The organism is Neotamlana laminarinivorans (assembly GCF_020523925.1).
In the GTDB taxonomy this organism is placed as follows: Bacteria; Bacteroidota; Bacteroidia; order Flavobacteriales; family Flavobacteriaceae; genus Neotamlana; species Neotamlana laminarinivorans.
This window is the reverse complement of record NZ_JAJAPW010000002.1, coordinates 526,688-545,831: the sequence shown is the minus strand read 5'-3', so window position 1 is coordinate 545,831 and position 19,144 is coordinate 526,688. Positions and strand designations below refer to the sequence as shown.

The window sequence follows — 19,144 nt, the reverse complement described above, 5'->3', positions numbered from 1 at the left end:
TTTCTTAAAATTAAAGCATGAAAATAAACAAAGTAATTTTAGAAAACTAACTTATCTGCAAACCGTTACTTGCTTTTTCGTTATCTGGATTTACAAAAACCAATTTACCTTCTGGAGTCTCGGTCATTAAAATCATACCTTGACTCTCTACACCGCGTAGTTTTCTTGGCGCTAAGTTTACTAATACTGTTACTTTTTTACCAACCACTTCTTCTGGTGAAAAACTTTCGGCAATACCTGAAACTATGGTTCTGGTGTCAATACCTGTATCAACTTTTAAAACCAATAATTTTTTAGTTTTTGGCATTTTTTCGGCTTCTAGAATAGTACCTACACGAATATCAAGTTTCGTAAAATCTTCAAAAGTAATAACGTCTTTTTGAGGTTCTATCGCTTTATTAGCCGCTTCGTTTGCTTTTTTACTTGCTTCTAACTTATCTAATTGCTCTTGAATGGTTTTGTCTTCAATTTTACTGAATAAAAGTTCGGCTTTACCAATTTGATGGTTTGCAGGAAGAAGCACTTCTTTTTCACTTATATCATTCCATGAGTTCTCGACTGCGCTCGAACTGACATTGAGTATGCCTTTTAATTTGGTTGAAGTAAATGGTAAAAAAGGCTCACTTAATGTTGCTAAAGCACTTGCAATTTGCAATGCCACATACATTATGGTTTTAGTTCTTGCTTCGTCTTCTTTAATTACTTTCCAAGGTTCGGCATCGGCTAAATATTTATTTCCTAAACGTGCTAAATTCATAAGTTCTTGACCTGCTTCTCTAAAACGGTAACGCTCTATAGAACTTGCTATTACGTTTGGATATGCTTTTACTGCTGCCAGAGTTTCTAAATCTACATCTGTAAAATCACTTGGCTCCGGAACAACACCGTCGTAATACTTGTTAGTTAATACTACCACGCGGTTTATAAAGTTTCCAAAAATGGCTACTAACTCGTTGTTATTTCTGGCTTGAAAATCCTTCCAAGTAAAATCGTTATCCTTTGTCTCTGGTGCATTAGCCGTTAACACATAACGCAACACATCTTGTTGGTCTGGAAATTCTTCTAAATATTCTGGCAACCACACCGCCCAATTTTTAGAGGTTGATAGTTTATTTCCTTCTAAATTTAAAAACTCGTTTGCTGGCACATTTTCTGGTAATATATAACTACCTTCAGCTTTTAACATACTTGGGAAAATAATACAGTGAAACACAATATTATCTTTACCTATAAAATGAATAAGCTTAGTGTCCTCATCTTTCCAATACGGTTCCCAGTCTTTACCTTCGCGTTCTGCCCATTCTATGGTTGAAGAAATATAACCAATTGGCGCATCGAACCACACATAAAGCACTTTACCTTCTCCTCCTTCGGCAGGCACAGGAATTCCCCAATCTAAATCACGAGTTACCGCTCTTGGGCGTAAACCATCGTCTATCCACGATTTTACCTGTCCGTAAACATTAGGTTTCCAATCTTTTTTATGACCTTCAAGAATCCATTTTTTTAAGAAATCTTCATGTTTATTTAAAGGTAAAAACCAGTGTTTGGTTTCTTTTAAAGTTGGCGTATTTCCGGTTAAGGTTGATTTCGGATTTATTAAATCTGTTGCATTTAAACTAGTGCCGCATTTTTCACATTGATCGCCATAAGCTTCTTCATTACCACATTTAGGGCATGTACCTGTAACAAATCTATCAGCTAAAAACTGATTAGCTTCAGCGTCGTACAACTGCTCTGTGGTTTCTTCAATAAATTCACCTTTCTCATTTAAAGTTTTAAAAAACGCTGATGCTGTTTTATGATGAATTGGCGCCGATGTACGCGAATAATTATCAAAAGAAATTCCAAAATCTTCAAAAGACTTTTTTATAATAGCATGATATTTATCTACTATATCTTGCGGTGTTACACCTTCATTTTTTGCTTTTATTGTAATTGGTACACCGTGCTCATCACTACCACCAATTAACACCACATCGTTTCCTGTTAATCGTAAATAGCGTGCATAAATATCGGCTGGTACGTAAACCCCTGCTAAATGCCCAATATGTATAGGACCGTTAGTATAAGGTAACGCAGTTGTAATGGTATATCTTTTTGACATTATATTTTGTTTTGAAGCCGTAAAAGTACGCATTTTGACTACTATTTAGAAAAAAAATGTACATTTACGTTATGCATAAATATCTATTAACACTAAGCTTGTTTTGTAGCGTTTTTTTCTTTGGAAAAAATTTAGCACTAGCACAAAACAAAACTACAAACTTAAATATGAGTCTAAAACAACCTACATACCTAAAACCAGGTGATACAGTAGCTATTGTAGCTCCTTCTGGAGTTTTAAAAAATCGTACAGAAGAAGTTAATAAAGCCAAAACTTTACTTAAAAGTTGGGGGCTACATGCCGTGGTTGGTAAACATGTTTTTAGTCAAGACAATCATTTTGCTGGAACAGACGACGAACGTTGCGAAGACTTACAAAAAGCTATGGACGACCCTACAATTAGTGCTATTTGGTGTGCTCGTGGCGGTTATGGTACAGTTAGGGTTTTAGATAAATTGAATTGGGAAAAATTTTATAAAAACCCAAAATGGCTTATTGGTTATTCTGACATTACTGCTTTACACAGCCAAATTCATAACGAGGGCATTGAAACTATACACGCCATGATGTGCACAAGTTTAAACAAAGATTACACCACTATAGCCGAAACTATTTCAACTTTTAAAGATGCTCTTTTTGGTAAACCTATAAGCTATACATTAAAAGGTTCTAACTACAACAAGCCTGGTTCTGCAACAGGACAAATTGTTGGTGGCAATTTAACTTTATTACACACCATGTTAGGCTCTAACACCAGTATTGATACTTCCGGAAAAATTTTATTTATTGAAGAAATTGGCGAATACAAATATCATATCGATAGAATGTTACAAAGTTTAAAGCGCGCTGGATATTTTAAAAATTGTAAAGGTGTAATTGTTGGAGATATGAGTAAAATGCGAAAAAACACAACACTTTGGGGTTCCAGCATTGAGCAACTTATTTTAGATGCATTAGCAGAATACAATTTTCCTATTGCATTTAACATGCCTGCTGGTCATGAAAAAGATAATAGAGCTTTAATTTTGGGAAGAAGCGTTGATTTAAATGTTGATACCTCTAATTCTTCAATTATTTTTTCAACTAATTAAAATCCACGTTCTTTTTGTAATTGTTCGTAAGCTGCTTGTACTTGCCTAAACTTTTCTTCGGCTCCTTCTTGGTGTTCTTTTCCTAAATGAATTACTCGATCTGGATGATATTTTTTAGCCATTTTGCGATATGCTTTCTTTATATCATCAACAGAAGCAGATTTTTCAATTTCTAAAATTTTATAAGCATTGTCGCTACTATTATAAAACATAGCTTTAATGCTCTGGTAATCTACAGAACTTATTCCTAAATAACCTGCCATGGTATAAATTTGACGTTCTTCGTCTTGAGTTACCATGCCATCTGCTTTTGCTATACCAAATAAAAAGTGAATTAATTGTAGTCGAGATGCATGATCCATCATCTGCCTAATTTGTAAACAAACTGGCCTAACCGAAACTTGTTGTTTGCTTATATTTTTAAATAATTTAAAAGCATGGTTTGCCCGATCTTTACCATACATATTTACAAATTGCTGGCGAACATAATCTAGCTCTCTTTGGTCTTGCTTACCATCAGCTTTAATAATTACAGAAGCTAACACCAGTAAACTTACTTCAAAATCTCCAGATTGAGTTTGCGGTCTTTGATTTGATCTTGTTTGGTATGTGGCTTGTTTTCTCTGTTTTTGTGTGTTTCCTTCTCCTAAAAATGGGCTTCCATTTTCGGTTACAAAACTATCTAACAAACTACCTAAGGCTAAACCAACTATAGCACCTAAAGGTCCGCCAACCGACCAACCTAATGCGCCTCCTATCCATTTTGAAAAACTCATGTAATTTTTTGTGTTTATTTTCGTCTACTAAACAAATAATTTTAAAGTTTACTTTTAAACTCAAAATACTTGCCTACAGGCTTACTTTATTTAACATAAATAATGTGAGCGTAAATATAATATTTGTTAGTTGATTGCTAAGCGTTTTTGTTACACAATTGATATCTTTGCAATCTAAAAAATTGTTAATTTTAAAAAATTAAAAATATGTATCCAGCAGAATTAGTAAAACCAATGCGTGAAGATTTAGTTAACGCTGGTTTTGAAGAATTACAAACTCCAGAAGCCGTAAATAGTGCCTTAGCAAAAGAAGGAACTACATTGGTAGTAGTAAACTCGGTTTGTGGTTGTGCTGCAGCAAATGCTCGCCCTGGAGCTAAATTAAGCTTGCAAAACATTAAAAAACCAGATCATGCAGTAACCGTGTTTGCTGGTGTAGATAAAGAGGCCGTTGATACTGCTCGCGGACATATGATTCCTTTTCCTCCAAGTTCACCAAGTATTGCTTTGTTTAAAGATGGTGAATTAGTACATATGCTAGAGCGTCATCATATTGAAGGGAGACCTGCAGAATTAATAGCAGAAAACCTTATGGATGCTTACAACACACACTGCTAAACAATAATTTTAGCATAAACAAAATCACTAAGCCATGGAATTTCCATGGCTTTTTTTTATTCCTTTAGCGCAACCTTTTTTTAATAGTTTCATCTATTATAAAAATTCATCATTTATGAAAAAGCTATTGTTTGCAACCGTTTTAATTTCAGCATTTTTTTGTTTTACTGCCTTTCAATGTAATGAAAATGAAGATGAAGATGATTTTGAAAACGAAAAATCAGAAATATCTACCATGCAATCGCAAATAATTAATTTAGCTAACTCATCAATATGCAACGATACAACTATCTGTAAATATATTGGTTTTGGCAGTAAGGCATGCGGTGGACCTAAATCCTATTTAATTTACTCCACGTCAATTAAAACAGATAGTTTAGAGCTACTTGTTAAAACTTATAATGAACAAGAAGCTGCATTTAATAAAAAATGGGGAATAATTTCAGATTGTAGCATTGTAAATCCACCAACAGACTTAATCTGTGAAAATAACACCTGCAAAGCCGTATATTAAAATTTGGTTTTCGTTATTTTTGCTTCATGCAAAAAATTTTAGCTTACCCTTTAACAGTTATTTATTTTATTCTTTTTGGATTAACTTTAATTATTTTTCATCCAATACAATGGTTTTGTTTTAACGTTTTTGGCTATAAAGGGCATAAAATAAGTGTAGATTGGCTACAGTTTTTTATTATGCGTAGCTTAAATGCATTAGGCACAAGGTTTTCCTTTAGCAACCCATACAACATACCTGTAAATAAGCCACTAATAATTGTAGCCAACCACCAAAGCATGTACGATATTCCTCCATTAATTTGGTATTTACGTAAACATCATGTTAAATTTATAAGTAAAAAAGAATTAGGAAAAGGTATACCTAGCGTTTCATATAACTTACGCCATGGAGGTTCGGTTTTAATAGAACGCAAAAACCCAAGACAATCTATTCCTGCCATAATTAAATTTGGCGAATACATTGAAAAAACCAAGCGAGCAGCAGTAATTTTTCCCGAAGGCACAAGAAGCAGAACAGGTAAACCAAAACCCTTTCAAACTAAAGGCTTAGAAATATTATTTAAAAAAATCCCATCGGCAATAATTGTACCGGTTACCATTAATAATTCTTGGAAACTTTTAAAATATGGTAAATTTCCAATGGGTATTGGCGCACACTTAAAAATTAATGTACATAAACCTTTAGAGCTATCAAAATTTGAAGATAAAACGGCATTAATAAAAGCAATAGAATCAACAATAAAAGAAGCTATTAACTAAAAAAACAAGAAAATGTCATTAAAAAATGTAAGATTAGAGGTTATGAAATTCCTTGAAAAGGATGTAGAGGCATTAATTCAAAAATACTTAATACCAATAGATACTATTTGGCAACCTGCAGACTTTTTACCAAACTCTGAAGGGCTAACCTTTTTTGAAGAAATACAAGAAATCAGAGAGTTATCAAAAGAATTACCTTATGACTTTTGGGTAGTTTTAGTTGGCGATATGATTACAGAAGAAGCCTTACCTACTTACGAATCGTGGTTAATGGACGTTGAAGGCGTAGACCAAGTTGGCAATCCTAACGGGTGGTCTAAATGGGTAAAACATTGGACTGCCGAAGAAAATAGACATGGCGATGTACTTAACAAATACCTATATTTATCAGGTAGAGTAAATATGCGTGAAATTGAAAAAACCACACAATATTTAATTTCCGATGGCTTTGATATTGGAACCGACAGAGACCCATACAAAAACTTTGTTTACACCAGTTTTCAAGAATTAGCAACCTACATATCTCACAATCGAGTTGCAAAAATTGCAAAAAAAGCAGGAAATAAACGTTTAGGTAAAATGTGCCAGATAATCTCAGGAGACGAAATGCGTCATCATAACGCTTACGCAGAATTTGTAGATCGTATATTTAAAGTAGACCCGAGCCAAATGATGATGGCATTTTACTACATGATGAAACAAAAAATAACCATGCCTGCACATTTTTTAAGAGAATCTGGCGACAAAATAAGTACTGCTTTCGAAGAGTTTTCAAACACCGCACAGCGTATTGGAGTTTACACCTCGACAGATTATGTTGATATTCTTCAAAAATTAATAACACGTTGGGAAATTGATAAGCTTTCTAATCTTACAGATGAGGCAGAAAAAGCTCGCGATTACTTAATGAAGCTTCCTAAACGCATGTATCGTTTGGCAGAACGTATTAAAATTCCTGAAAACTCGTATCAATTTAAGTGGGTTGAACCTGCAACACTTAAATAATGTTTTAACAATATGACGGAAGAAAATATTATAAATAAAACTAAAGCCTTTGTAAAAAACACATTAAGTGATGCTGAAGGAGGCCACGACTGGTTTCATACATTACGTGTGTATAATAACGCGCTACTTATTGCAAAAACCGAACAAGTAAACCACTATATAGTAGCTTTAGGTGCATTATTACACGATATTGCCGATAGTAAGTTTTATAATGGAGATGAAACTGTAGGCCCTAAAATAGCCGGAGAATTTTTATTTAAATTAAATGTAGACTCTAAAGTAATTGAACATGTAGTTAATATTATTAAACACATTTCGTTTAAAAACTCACTATCAGGTGAAACTAATTTTTCATCAATAGAATTAAAGGTGGTGCAAGATGCCGATAGGCTTGATGCCATAGGCGCCATTGGTGTTGCAAGATGTTTTAATTATGGAGGCTTTAAAAACCGGGCATTATTTAACCCAGAAATTAAACCAAATGTAAACATGAGTAAGGAGGAATATAAAAACTCAACTGCACCTACAATAAATCATTTTTACGAAAAATTACTGCTTTTAAAAGATAAAATGAATACCGAAAGCGCAAAAAAAATAGCTTATAAACGCCATGAGTTTATGCTTAATTTTCTAGACCAGTTTTACAACGAATGGGATGGAAATTGTTAAATAATTTCAGAATCTTGAATAATTAGTTTTATTTCTTTTCTGTAATTTGATGCTGTTTTTCCTGTAATCTCGGTAAACTGTTTATTAAAATGCGAAAAATTATTAAATCCGCATTCGTAACAAATATCGGCAATACTCATTTGGCTTTCGTTTAATAGCTTAGTTGCATGTACAACACGATATTCGTTAACCAATTGGGTAAATGTTTTCCCTGTAGATTTTTTAAAGTATCTACAAAATGCAGGTACCGTCATACTTACTTTATCTGCTATTTCATCTAAAGTAATATGACTTTGAAAATTTTTGTTTACGTATTTAAAAACAATATCAATTTTAGAACTATCTTGAGCATCGGTTTCAAAGGCAAACCCATCGGCATTTAATAGTTCGTAATCGTCTGTTTTTGCTAAAAAATCTAAAATTTCTAAAAATTTTATAACTTTTTGTAAACCTTCAAAACCATTAAGCGCTTCAATTTTTGGTCCTAGCGTTTTTTTTGTTTCAACCTTAAAACGAATACCTTTTTTAGCTCTATCAAAAAGAGCAGAAAGATTTGCTGTTTCTGGTACGTTTAAAAAATCATCACCTAAAAAATCGGCTTTAAACTGTATTGTAGTTTCTGTTCCTGTTGCGGTTAGCCTATCGGTAAAACCATTATGTGGTAAATTAGCCCCCATTAATATTAACTGACTATTATTAAAGTAAGACAAATGGTTACCTATGTGTGTTTTACCTTGCCCCTTGTTTACATAAATAAGTTCTAATTCTGGATGAAAATGCCAATAGGCGGCATTTTTATCAAGTGAATCTGAGTGTTGCTTAATTAGTATAGAGCTACCAAAACTAGGTGTAAGCTTTCTGAATGTAGGTTTCTTATTAATCATAATAAATAGTTTTACGGACAACAATACTATTTTAATGCAAAATTAATATATATTATGAAGACACTATACATTTATTTCTCTTAAATATATGTTATTTTAACTTTACACCACATTAACAATTTATTAATGGTTAATTTAGCACACATATAAGATAAAATAGTTGTTTAATAAATTGTAATTACAAACTATTTTTGAAGTGTTAAACATTATGATGCACATATAACGTTTATCTAAACAAAAAAACCTTAATTAAACTTTGTGGTAACTGTTTAATTAAGGAAATTAAGGTAATCGTAAAAAAATAAACTCTTTATAGAGTAACAAAATTCATTAATAATTAGTTTAATGTCTTATTTAGTTTAGTTGGTAAAAGTGAGCTGTGGTGGCTCACTTTTTTTTATGCCTTAGTTTAGTTTGTTAATTTTTTGTGAAATTAATATAAAAAATAGAATCACCAAAACTTTTTTAACCTTTTTTAACCCTAAACTATGCTATTTTAACCTAAACATGTATTTAAGGATAAAATAGTATATATTTTAGTCAATATCATTGTTTTCTAGAGCATATCGCTAACTTATATTTGTAGTGTTAAACATTATTAAATTTATTATCAAATAGATTTTAATAATATAAAGTTTTAAAAAAGTTGGTGGTAGATTTTTTTAAACCTTTTTAAAATTAATTTGATAAAACATATACTCTACAGAGTGACAAAATTCATTAATAATTAGTTTAATGTCTTATTTAGTTTAGTTGGTAAAAGTGAGCTGTGGTGGCTCACTTTTTTTTATGCCTTAGTTTTCTTTCTATTTAAAAACCCTATGTAATTTACTTTTTTTCACAAATAGTTAATACATATTCATAACAATATATATTGTATTTGTATTCTGTCGCTTTCCTATAATCTAAAAAAGATATTTATTTAAGTAGTTACAACAACATATAAGATCCAACGACCTGACATAATAAATAATTTAAAAAACACCATTGTACTTGTTTAAAAAATTACAAAGAATAATGTTTATAGTTAATTAACCTTATAATATTCTAAATTAACCAGCACTAAAAAAAATGGATAATTTAGCACATATATAAATCAATATCAATGATTTACACCTTAAAACAACTACCTAAATTTGTAGTGTTGAACGTTAATAACACCAAATCATGAAAAACGTAATTAAAAACACAAAAAAAGGAATCTTAATGGTAACAATGTTTGCTACCTTGTTAAGTTTCGCAACAGAGCCTGCTACTTTAACTACTGTTAAAGATGCTAAAAAAACTATCTTATCTTTAGATAGTGTGAAGGTAGGAAACCTGCTAACTATTGTTGATACTAATGGTGTGGTTTTATATAAAGAAGTAATAGAACAAGCTGGTAATTACAAAAAAGCTTTTGATTTAACTGCTCTTCCGGATGGTGAATATGTTTTTGAACTTGAAAAAGATTTAGAAATAGACATTATGCCTTTTACTGTAAAAAACAATACTGTTCATTTTAATAAAGCAAGCGAAAAAATTACATATAAGCCTTATGCCCGCATTGAAAATGGGGTCGCTTTTGTATCGAAACTTGCCTTAAACAAACAACCATTAAAAATAGATATTTACTTTATTAATGATGGTGAGACTGAACTTGTTTTTTCTGAAAACGTAGAGAACACTAAAAACATCCAAAAAGCCTACAAAATTTCTAGCTTAGGAGAAGGTAAATTTAAATTTGTTTTTCAAACAGATGGTAAAATATTTACTCAGCATATTTAATTGCTTAAAAGTTTAATTTTATAAAAAAGGACTGGTATATACCAGTCCTTTTTTATTTTATTATTTATTACCACAATTATTAACTTAAACAAATTTAACACATTAACTAAATTCTTTATAAAACAAACCTCATAATAAAATGCATTTAACTAATAAATGTCATATTTTAAGCAAACAGTTTAACTTAAAAGTTTAGAATTTATATACATAATTATATATTCATTCAAATATAAGTAGCTAAACTTTAAAATTTTTAGTTTGCAGATTAGTGAATGAATCTTGTTTATAATTACACAATATTTAAATTTCTTTTTACGTGTATTTTATCGGTTTTATACTCATTTAATCCTAATCTATAGCATATTAACAACCAGTTGATTTTCTTGTTAATATAGCATAATTATACATTAATATCATTGTTTTACAGCTGTTAAGCGTGGCCTATCTTTGAAGTGTTGAATGTTAATAACAACATATTATGAAAAACGTAATTAAAAACGCTAGAAAAGGATTCTTAATGGTAACAATGTTTGCTACCTTGTTAAATTTCGCAAATGAATCTACTTTAATAACTTTTACTAAAGATGCTAAAAAAACCATCTTAAACTTACAAAGTGTTAAAGAAGGAAATGAATTATCTATTATTGACGCTAACGGTGTTGTTTTATATAAAGAAGTAATTTCTGAAAACGGTAACTATAAAAAAGCTTTCGATTTTTCAACTTTACCGGATGGTGAATACACTTTCGAACTTGAAAAAGATTTAGAAATTGATGTTATTCCTTTTACTGTAACTAACAAAGAAGTTGTTTTTAATAACAATGATAAAAGCGTTACTTACAAGCCTTATGCTAGATTAGAAAATGGTATTGTTTATGTATCTAAATTATCTTTAACTGAAGCGCCTTTAGAAGTTAAAATTTACGATAGCAATTCAGATTTAGTTTATACAGATAATATTGACCATAAGAAAAACATTCAAAAAGCATACAAGCTTGAAGGTTTAGGTTCTCAACACTACAAATTAGTATTTAAATCTGAAGGTAAAATATTTACTCAAAATATTTAATCTAACATTAAAAACATACATTAAAAAGGTTGCCAAATAGGCAACCTTTTTTTATTTAAAATAATTTTAATTGCTGAACTTTATAAAATTATAAATACTTAAAGTAATCTGGTTAATTTAAAATCTCCCTCTTCAATGTAAATTTATCAACCACTATTAAATTAATCGCTTAAACAAATTATCATCTACTTAATAGAACTTAAAAAAATTGAAGAACATAAAGATCTCTTAAAACATTAATAAATCATTAAAGGATATATTAACTCAGCTACTAAAGTTGATATACCAAATTTTTGGTTACAATAAACAAAAACAATGTTTATGTATTTAATATTATGTAATACACCTTAATATATAATTACCCAATATTTAAATTTCTTTTTACGTGTATTTCGTCGGTTTTATACTCATTTAATCCTAATCTATAGCATATTAACAACCAGTTGATTTTCTTGTTAATATAGCATAACTATACATTAATATCATTGTTTTACAGCTGTTAAGCGTGGCCTATCTTTGAAGTGTTGAATGTTAATAACAACATATTATGAAAAACGTAATTAAAAACGCTAGAAAAGGATTCTTAATGGTAACAATGTTTGCTACCTTGTTAAGTTTCGCAAATGAATCTACTTTAATAACTTTTACTAAAGATGCTAAAAAAACCATCTTAAACTTACAAAGTGTTAAAGAAGGAAATGAATTATCTATTATTGACGCTAACGGTGTTGTTTTATATAAAGAAGTAATTTCTGAAAACGGTAACTATAAAAAAGCTTTCGATTTTTCAACTTTACCGGATGGTGAATACACTTTTGAACTTGAAAAAGATTTAGAAATTGATGTTATTCCTTTTACTGTAACTAACAAAGAAGTTGTTTTTAATAACAATGATAAAAGCGTTACTTACAAGCCTTATGCTAGATTAGAAAATGGTATTGTTTATGTATCTAAATTATCTTTAACTGAAGCACCTTTAGAAGTTAAAATTTACGATAGCAATTCAGATCTAGTTTATACAGATAATATTGACCATAAGAAAAACATTCAAAAAGCTTACAAGCTTGAAGGTTTAGGTTCTCAACACTACAAATTAGTATTTAAATCTGAAGGTAAAATATTTACTCAAAATATTTAATCTAACATTAAAAACATACACTAAAAAGGTTGCCAAATAGGCAACCTTTTTTATTTAAAATAACTTTAATTGACCATTTTGGTAAGGTTTAAAAAGATCATTATTAAGTTTAGGCATATGTTTATTCTTAAAATACTTTCGTCTAGCTAATACCATTAATTTGTTAATTTGCTTTGCAATTTCACCATCGCCATGCATTCTGTTTATGTAACTAGAATTATTTAAACTTCCTCCATGGCAACTTGCTATTTGGTTTAAAACTTTATCAGCTTTATTTGGCATTGTTTTTTTTATCCAATCGGTAAAAATTTCTCCAATGACCCCATTTAATCTAACAATTGTATGAGTTACAGATAAAGCTCCTAGCTCAGAAACTTTTTTTGCCAATGGCAGTATTTCATGGCTGTTAATTCCGGGTATTATTGGTGCTAGCATAACATTTACAGGTATGCCATTTTCACTTAACTCTTTAACAGTTTCTAATCGCTTTTTTATGGTGGTTGTTCGTGGTTCTAAAATACGTCTAGTGTCTTCAGACAATGAAGTAATAGAAATATTTACAGTAATTAAATTGTCTTTTGCTAACTCTATTAACACATCTAAATCTCGTAATATTAAGGCATTTTTAGTAATTATACCAACAGGATGTTTATATTTTAAAAACACTTGTAAACACCTTCTTGTTATCTCAAATTCCTTTTCAGCTGGTTGATAGCAGTCTGTATTACCAGACATAACAATGGTTCTAGCTTGCCAACCTTTCTTTTTTAAATGCGCCTCCAGTAATTTTGGAGCGTCTTGTTTTACTAAAATACGACGTTCAAAATCTAGCCCAGGACTATAACCCCAAAATTCATGGGTATTTCGTGCATAGCAATATATACAACCATGTTCGCAACCCTGATACATATTCATGGAATAAGCCATACCAATATCTGGACTTTGAACTTTATTTACTATGGTTTTAGGAAAAACAGGAAGATAAAGCGTTTTGTTTTTGTCTGCATTTTCTCCCTCTTTATGGCAATATTCTAAAAAATCGCTGCGCGTTTCGTGACTAAACTCAAAAAACCGATTAGGGGTATTGAGCTGTGCGCCTCGACCTTTTATAACAGATTTTTTATTCAAAGTAAATAAGTATTTAAAACAGGTAAAATTTAAAAACAAAATATCTTGAGTAAATTTCCTCAAGATATTTTATTAATATAAAAAAACCTAGCTATGAAAACTAGGTTAATTTACAAATTCAAACGAATTTTATTTTTTATGCATTAGTTGCACATATTTTAATTGAACTTTAACGCCGTCATCAATACTTTTGCTATAGTTAAAGCAGTTTCCTATTCTAAATAAGTTATGAGAATACTCTGTGTTTACATAATTAGCTACTAGCATATTTTTAATATCTAAGCCTGCTTTTTTACATTTTATTGATAAACTTAAGTCTCCACTTATCATTTTAACAGTCAATGTAAACATGTTTTCGTCAACTTTTCCAATTTGTTTTTTTGAATAACGTCTATCAGCAGGAGCACCATCAATATATTCCACCGATAAAATTCCATTATCCCAAATTAACCTCATTTTATCAAATGTACCACTTTTGTCTGCACTTAAAATTCTTGCTAAATAAGTTTCAGGAGAACCCTCTGCTTTATATGCTTTTAATCTTGCTGATAAAACATGAGTGCCACTGTTAGTCCAGTAAGAGCTATAATCGTTAGATTTACTATGATAAATTTCTACCAATTCACTTGATGAAAAACCTCGAGATTCAGCATCTCCAGTATTGCTTCTCAACTTTTGCCCAGATATTAATTCGATTGTTTTGTTTGAGTTTTGTTTAAAATAATCATTGTAGGCCCCACTAGAAAGTGCTTTTTTTATAGCTTTCCCTTCAATTATTTTTGATTTGCCATTTACAGGAATATCTATCTGCCATTTTTTCCAATTAATATCTCCTGCTTCTGTTTGGGCTTGTGCCCAACAAGTAATAAGCATTAATAATAAAATTAGTTTGCTTGTTTTAATCTTAAAATTTGAGGTGGTAATTTCCATAATTTGTTTAATGTATTTTAGATTTAGTTTATGTTTAAAATCAGACTTTTGGTTAGAAGTCTTTAATTTGAGTACTCAAGATAAAAAAAGAATTATTAAGTTTTTTAATTTCTTAATATAAAGATGTATTTTTATGTAATTCTTAAAAATTTTATCGATAAAAACAAAAAACACAACGATAATTCAATAATTATAAAATAGATTTAAATTAATGTGTTAAAAAGGTGGCTTGTAACTTTTTAAGCAATAGAACATTATCTGTTTTATCTTTTTAATATCAAGGTAATAGAAAAAACATTTTATAATTTTATGCTCCAGGAAAATTTGCCTTTCGTTTTTCCAAAAATGCTGTTGTTCCTTCTTTAAAATCTTCTGTATCAAAACAAGCTCCAAACGATTTAATTTCAATATCAAAACCATCAACTCCTGTTTTATAACTAGCATTAACAGCTTCAATGGCTTTACCTATGGCTACAGGAGAGTTTTTCATTATTTTATTTGCAATATCTTGGCACATATTAAGTAACTCTGCTTGTGTGGTAATGTGGTTTACTAACCCGTAATTAAGGGCATTATTTGCGTCTATCATTCCAGCAGTCATAATCATTTCCATAGCGCGCCCTTTACCTATTAACTGAGGTAAGCGTTGGGTACCACCATAACCGGGAATTACACCTAAACTTACTTCTGGAAGTCCCATTTTGGCATTATTACTAGCAACTCTAAAATGGCAAGCCATGGCAAGCTCTAAACCTCCACCAAGTGCAAACCCATTAACAGCAGCTATTACTGGTGTGTTTAAACTTTCTATAAAGCTAAATAATACATCTTGCCCTTTTTGAGCTAATTCAGCCCCCTCTTTTCCTGAAAAACTTGCAAACTCGCTAATATCTGCTCCAGCTACAAAGGCTTTTTCACCACTTCCTGTTATAATTATAACTTTTGTGTTTTTATCTGCATTAGCTAATTTAAACGCTTCGTGCAATTCGCTAATAGTTTCTTTATTTAATGCGTTTAATTTTTTTGGACGATTAATGGTAATGGTTGTAATACCATTTTTAAAGCTGGATAATACGTTATTATAATTCATTATTTATTCTTTTGGAAAAATTACTGTAAATGTAGTTCCTTTATTCTTTTTTGTTGTAAAGGTTATGCTTCCTTTATGATTTTCTACTATATTTTTTACCATTGCTAAACCTAAGCCCATACCGCTAGATTTGGTTGTAAATTTGGGTTCGAATACTTTAGCTATGTTTTCTTCTGAAATTCCTGTACCATTATCGGCTACTGTAATTAACACCTTATTATCGCTTTTACTAACACGCACTTCAATTTTGCCTTCAACCTCAACTGGAATAGCTTGAATTGCATTTTTAACCAAATTAGTGACTACCCGAATAAGTTGTGTACGATCTACTTTTGCTATAATTTCTTCTTCTTGAGCAGAAAAAACAATATATGTTTCGTTAAAAATATCGAGCGCAAGCTTTACAATTTTAACCACATTAAGAGTTTCGTTTTGTTGTGCTGGCATTTTAGCGAAGTTTGAAAATGCTGAAGCAATTGAACTCATGGTATCTATCTGCTGAATAAGTGTTTTACTGTATTCGTTTACTTTATCATCAATCTCTGGATCTCTAGGATTAAATTTTCGCTGAAAATTTTGTACAGTTAATCGCATTGGGGTTAATGGGTTTTTTATTTCATGCGCCACTTGTTTTGCCATTTCTCTCCAAGCTTGTTCTCGCTCACTTTTTGCGAGCTGTATAGCACTTTCTTCAAGCTCGTCTATCATACTATTATAAGAACTTACTAGGGTTGAAATTTCTTCGCTTGTATCGCTAGTTTCAATTTTTTGGTTTCGTTTTTCTAGTCGTGTAGCATTAATTTTATCACTTATAGACTTTAAAGATTTTGTGATGTATTTAGATAATAAAAAAGCTATACCAATAGCCATTAGTAGTATAAGTAAAAAAGCGTAACGTAGTCGCTCTAGAAATTCGTTGAGCTCCATGTTTAAAAAATCGTCATTTTCTAAATATGGTAAATTTAATATCGCTAATGGTTTTGATTTTTGATCTTTAATGAAGGTATACGAAGATAGAAATGTTTCGCCATTAACCATATTATTATCTACATACCTGTGGTCTGCAGAATGTGAAATATCATTTAAAATTTCGGCATCTATACAACGATCTTCTACGTTTACTTTTAAATTTGTTTTTGATGAAATTAAAAGTGTTCCATCTAAATCGTAAAGGTTAATTTGTAGTTTATGTATATGGGCAATGTTGTAAACTTCTTCTTTAAAAATTAAAGGGATATTTTCGGTTTTTACTTCCCAGGTGTTTTGCCTACCATTTAATACATTTGTAATGTGAGTTCTTATGCTCTCCTCTTTACGATCTAATCGTCCTGAATGGTAGTCTTTACTTTGCTCTTTATATTGATAAACAACCACCAACGAAATGAGTACTGAGGCAAATAACACCAACAGTATCATGGCTATAAAAATACGAATTCTTAAGGATAGTTTTTTGAGTTTCAAAAAAAGCAATTTTATATTTTTTAAAGATAGCAATAATTACACCAAAATTAGTTAAAGCTTATATAAACAGGATTGTTTAACATAAATATATTGCTGTAAATTTGTAGTGTTGCTGCTCGCGTTAGGGATTGAAATGGCATCCTTTTTTGAGGTACGAGAAAAAGATATAATGTAAAGCCCGACCGCGCCTAAAGCGTGGTAACGCCATAAAATATTTTTTTACTATTTATAATTAGGCTTCTGGATTTTTATCACGGATTTTTTTGTACAACTTAAAGCCTAACATAATTAGTATGCCCAAAACTAAAATACCTACAACGCCCCATACCCAATTTAAAGCACTTTTTAAAATTACTAAAAACACCACGGCAAACAGTATAAAGGTGGCTCCTTCATTCCAGATTCTCATGAAACTTGAGGTTTTTGTACAGGTATTATTTTGCAGTTGTTTATAATATTGATGTGTTTTAATATGATATATGTATAGCAGTATTACAAATGCTAGTTTTACATGCATCCAGGGTTGTTGCAACCAATGTGGCATTATAATAAGCAACCAAACTGCAAATAGTGTTGCTAAAACTGCAGATGGCCATGTAATTATAAACCAAAGCCGTTTTGCCATAATTTTTAGTTGCTTACCTAAAATTTCTTTATCTGGCGAAGGTTTTTGGTTGGCTTCTATTTGATAAACGAATAAACGCGGAATGTAAAACAAACCTGCAAACCATGTAATTACAAAAATTAAGTGAAATGATTTTATGTAGTTATAATATTCCATAATCATTCTGTTTTGGCTATTAAATCTCTTCGAATTTCTTGGTTTAAAAAATATGCCGTTACTAATGTTGAAAGCACATCTGCTATTGGAAACGATACCCAAACACCAAACTCGCCGTAAAACTTTGGCAAGATAAAAATTAAAGGAATAAAGAAAAAACCTTGCCGTGTTAGCGTTAATAAAAGTGCTGGTTTTGCTTTACCTATAGCTTGAAAATAAGCCGCACCTATTAGTTGAACTGCTATTATTGGTGTTGCCGCAAACACCCATCGCATAGCATTTGGTGTTTGTTTAATAACCTCTATATCTGTTGTAAACATCTTGGTTATATATTCAGGGAAAGCCATTAATACTATAAAAATTATGGTTGCTAAAACAGATGCATATTTTATTGCTATGTTTATACTATGCTTTACTCGTATATAATTTTTCGCCCCATAATTAAACCCTGCTATAGGCAAAAAACCTTGAGTTACCCCCAAAACAGGAAACATTGCAAACATAAGCATACGCCCAACAATAGCATAAGCCGTTACAGAGTTTGTACCACCAAGGTTAAACAAAATATTATTCATAAGCAAGTAGGTTATACTCACTACAGCTTGCCTTGATAAAGTTACAAAACCTAGAGAGGCAATTTCTTTTACTATACCAAAATTTAAAGTAAAATGCGTGAAATTTATTTTTAACTCGGAGTGCTTAGACAAGAAAAACCATAATAAAAATGAAAATGAAAAACCATAGGACAATGTTGTTGCCCATGCCGCGCCTTGCATTCCCCAACCTAATAAATTTATAAAAACATAATCTAGAACTAAATTACTTACCGATGGCAACATCATGGCATACATAGCAAACTTAGGTTTCCCTTCTGCACGACTTACGTTGTTACCCATCATGCTTAAAGCCAATATGGGCACTCCATAAAGTACTATTCTGTAATAAACTTTAGCTGGAGCAAAAATATCACCTTTACCTCCAAATGCCGGAATAATATTGTCAATAAAAACTAAACCTAAGGTTACTAAGGTTATTGTTAAAATTAAGGTTAGTGTTATTTGATTACCAAAGGTTAATAGTGCTTTTTCTTTATTGTTGGCTCCTAAAGCTCTTGATATTATAGATGAGCCGCCAATGCCAATACTCATACCTAAAGCCGCAATAAAAAAAGATACTGGTAATACTACGTTTATAGCTGCTATGGCTATAGAACCTATCCAATGTCCTACAAAAATAGTATCTACTAGAATATTTAGCGACATTACCAATATGCCTATTGAGGCGGGAACTGCTTGCCTTACTAAAAGTTTATTTATTGGTAATGTTGCTAAATCTTCAGATTGTATTTTTGGCAT

Annotated in this window: 18 protein-coding genes; 9 read left to right on the top strand and 9 right to left on the bottom strand. The window is 30.8% G+C overall.

Going from position 1 to position 19,144, the window contains the following annotated elements:
* Positions 1-46: 46 nt before the first annotated feature.
* The gene (gene metG, locus LG649_RS06210) at positions 47-2,140 is read right to left on the bottom strand and encodes a methionine--tRNA ligase (RefSeq protein WP_226542315.1); all 2,094 of its coding nucleotides are present in this window, start codon (positions 2,138-2,140) and stop codon (positions 47-49) included.
* Positions 2,141-2,178: 38 nt separating this feature from the next.
* Here metG and LG649_RS06205 point away from each other — a divergent pair, with 38 nt between their 5' ends.
* Complete coding sequence (locus LG649_RS06205) at positions 2,179-3,198, top strand: S66 peptidase family protein (RefSeq protein WP_394371899.1); 1,020 nt, start codon at positions 2,179-2,181, stop codon at positions 3,196-3,198.
* On the opposite strand, the gene LG649_RS06200 is transcribed toward LG649_RS06205, so the two are convergent.
* Positions 3,195-3,974: a TerB family tellurite resistance protein gene (locus LG649_RS06200; RefSeq protein WP_226542299.1), complete on the bottom strand. Its 780-nt coding sequence runs from the start codon at positions 3,972-3,974 to the stop codon at positions 3,195-3,197. The two genes, LG649_RS06205 and LG649_RS06200, sit on opposite strands and share 4 nt — an antisense overlap.
* A gap of 207 nt (positions 3,975-4,181) precedes the next feature.
* Here LG649_RS06200 and LG649_RS06195 point away from each other — a divergent pair, with 207 nt between their 5' ends.
* From LG649_RS06195 to LG649_RS06175, 5 genes are all read left to right on the top strand, one after another.
* The gene (locus LG649_RS06195) at positions 4,182-4,592 is read left to right on the top strand and encodes a BrxA/BrxB family bacilliredoxin (RefSeq protein ID WP_226542297.1); all 411 of its coding nucleotides are present in this window, start codon (positions 4,182-4,184) and stop codon (positions 4,590-4,592) included.
* Between the two features lie 115 nt (positions 4,593-4,707).
* Positions 4,708-5,106 carry a hypothetical protein gene (locus tag LG649_RS06190; RefSeq protein WP_226542295.1) on the top strand — a complete coding sequence of 133 codons (399 nt, stop codon included), beginning with the start codon at positions 4,708-4,710 and terminating at the stop codon, positions 5,104-5,106.
* Between the two features lie 26 nt (positions 5,107-5,132).
* The gene (locus LG649_RS06185; protein ID WP_226542293.1) at positions 5,133-5,867 is read left to right on the top strand and encodes a lysophospholipid acyltransferase family protein; all 735 of its coding nucleotides are present in this window, start codon (positions 5,133-5,135) and stop codon (positions 5,865-5,867) included.
* A gap of 12 nt (positions 5,868-5,879) precedes the next feature.
* Positions 5,880-6,872, top strand: coding sequence for an acyl-ACP desaturase (locus LG649_RS06180; protein WP_226542291.1), 993 nt, complete (start codon positions 5,880-5,882; stop codon positions 6,870-6,872).
* A 12-nt stretch (positions 6,873-6,884) separates the two neighbouring features.
* The gene (locus LG649_RS06175; RefSeq protein WP_226542289.1) at positions 6,885-7,541 is read left to right on the top strand and encodes an HD domain-containing protein; all 657 of its coding nucleotides are present in this window, start codon (positions 6,885-6,887) and stop codon (positions 7,539-7,541) included.
* Here LG649_RS06175 and LG649_RS06170 read toward each other — a convergent pair.
* On the bottom strand, positions 7,538-8,425 hold the full coding sequence (locus LG649_RS06170) for an AraC family transcriptional regulator (protein WP_226542287.1): 888 nt from the start codon (positions 8,423-8,425) through the stop codon (positions 7,538-7,540). The genes LG649_RS06175 and LG649_RS06170 overlap by 4 nt on opposite strands.
* 1,167 nt (positions 8,426-9,592) lie before the next feature.
* Here LG649_RS06170 and LG649_RS06165 point away from each other — a divergent pair.
* The 3 genes from LG649_RS06165 to LG649_RS06155 all read left to right on the top strand — a co-directional run bounded on the left by LG649_RS06165 (position 9,593) and on the right by LG649_RS06155 (position 12,399).
* Positions 9,593-10,192 (top strand): hypothetical protein, encoded by a 600-nt coding sequence (locus LG649_RS06165; protein WP_226542285.1) that lies wholly within the window; start codon positions 9,593-9,595, stop codon positions 10,190-10,192.
* Positions 10,193-10,670: 478 nt separating this feature from the next.
* Positions 10,671-11,261 carry a hypothetical protein gene (locus LG649_RS06160; protein WP_226542284.1) on the top strand — a complete coding sequence of 197 codons (591 nt, stop codon included), beginning with the start codon at positions 10,671-10,673 and terminating at the stop codon, positions 11,259-11,261.
* Between the two features lie 547 nt (positions 11,262-11,808).
* Positions 11,809-12,399: a hypothetical protein gene (locus LG649_RS06155; RefSeq protein ID WP_226542282.1), complete on the top strand. Its 591-nt coding sequence runs from the start codon at positions 11,809-11,811 to the stop codon at positions 12,397-12,399.
* 54 nt (positions 12,400-12,453) lie between these two features.
* Here the strand turns inward: LG649_RS06155 and LG649_RS06150 are convergent, their stop codons facing one another.
* The 6 genes from LG649_RS06150 to LG649_RS06125 all read right to left on the bottom strand — a co-directional run bounded on the left by LG649_RS06150 (position 12,454) and on the right by LG649_RS06125 (position 19,144).
* Positions 12,454-13,527, bottom strand: a complete 1,074-nt coding sequence (locus tag LG649_RS06150) for a PA0069 family radical SAM protein (RefSeq protein WP_226542280.1) — start codon at positions 13,525-13,527, stop codon at positions 12,454-12,456.
* A 129-nt stretch (positions 13,528-13,656) separates the two neighbouring features.
* The gene (locus LG649_RS06145; RefSeq protein WP_226542278.1) at positions 13,657-14,457 is read right to left on the bottom strand and encodes a polysaccharide lyase family 7 protein; all 801 of its coding nucleotides are present in this window, start codon (positions 14,455-14,457) and stop codon (positions 13,657-13,659) included.
* Positions 14,458-14,764: 307 nt separating this feature from the next.
* Positions 14,765-15,547, bottom strand: coding sequence for an enoyl-CoA hydratase/isomerase family protein (locus tag LG649_RS06140; protein WP_226542276.1), 783 nt, complete (start codon positions 15,545-15,547; stop codon positions 14,765-14,767).
* Between the two features lie 3 nt (positions 15,548-15,550).
* A complete protein-coding gene (locus LG649_RS06135) occupies positions 15,551-17,008 on the bottom strand; it encodes a sensor histidine kinase (RefSeq protein ID WP_226542274.1) in 1,458 nt (485 codons plus the stop codon).
* Between the two features lie 232 nt (positions 17,009-17,240).
* Entirely contained in the window at positions 17,241-17,789 is a 549-nt protein-coding gene (locus LG649_RS06130; protein ID WP_226542272.1) for a CopD family protein, read from the bottom strand.
* A gap of 2 nt (positions 17,790-17,791) precedes the next feature.
* A complete protein-coding gene (locus LG649_RS06125; protein WP_226542270.1) occupies positions 17,792-19,144 on the bottom strand; it encodes an MATE family efflux transporter in 1,353 nt (450 codons plus the stop codon).

Bases quoted from the DNA above. Each gene is read 5' to 3' on its own strand.
- metG (WP_226542315.1), bottom strand. From the start codon at position 2,140: ATGCGTACTTTTACGGCTTCAAAACAAAATATAATGTCAAAAAGATAT.
- LG649_RS06205 (WP_394371899.1), top strand. From the start codon at position 2,179: ATGCATAAATATCTATTAACACTAAGCTTGTTTTGTAGCGTTTTTTTC.
- LG649_RS06200 (WP_226542299.1), bottom strand. From the start codon at position 3,974: ATGAGTTTTTCAAAATGGATAGGAGGCGCATTAGGTTGGTCGGTTGGC.
- LG649_RS06195 (WP_226542297.1), top strand. From the start codon at position 4,182: ATGTATCCAGCAGAATTAGTAAAACCAATGCGTGAAGATTTAGTTAAC.
- LG649_RS06190 (WP_226542295.1), top strand. From the start codon at position 4,708: ATGAAAAAGCTATTGTTTGCAACCGTTTTAATTTCAGCATTTTTTTGT.
- LG649_RS06185 (WP_226542293.1), top strand. From the start codon at position 5,133: ATGCAAAAAATTTTAGCTTACCCTTTAACAGTTATTTATTTTATTCTT.
- LG649_RS06180 (WP_226542291.1), top strand. From the start codon at position 5,880: ATGTCATTAAAAAATGTAAGATTAGAGGTTATGAAATTCCTTGAAAAG.
- LG649_RS06175 (WP_226542289.1), top strand. From the start codon at position 6,885: ATGACGGAAGAAAATATTATAAATAAAACTAAAGCCTTTGTAAAAAAC.
- LG649_RS06170 (WP_226542287.1), bottom strand. From the start codon at position 8,425: ATGATTAATAAGAAACCTACATTCAGAAAGCTTACACCTAGTTTTGGT.
- LG649_RS06165 (WP_226542285.1), top strand. From the start codon at position 9,593: ATGAAAAACGTAATTAAAAACACAAAAAAAGGAATCTTAATGGTAACA.
- LG649_RS06160 (WP_226542284.1), top strand. From the start codon at position 10,671: ATGAAAAACGTAATTAAAAACGCTAGAAAAGGATTCTTAATGGTAACA.
- LG649_RS06155 (WP_226542282.1), top strand. From the start codon at position 11,809: ATGAAAAACGTAATTAAAAACGCTAGAAAAGGATTCTTAATGGTAACA.
- LG649_RS06145 (WP_226542278.1), bottom strand. From the start codon at position 14,457: ATGGAAATTACCACCTCAAATTTTAAGATTAAAACAAGCAAACTAATT.
- LG649_RS06140 (WP_226542276.1), bottom strand. From the start codon at position 15,547: ATGAATTATAATAACGTATTATCCAGCTTTAAAAATGGTATTACAACC.
- LG649_RS06130 (WP_226542272.1), bottom strand. From the start codon at position 17,789: ATGGAATATTATAACTACATAAAATCATTTCACTTAATTTTTGTAATT.
- LG649_RS06125 (WP_226542270.1), bottom strand. From the start codon at position 19,144: ATGCCAAAAATACAATCTGAAGATTTAGCAACATTACCAATAAATAAA.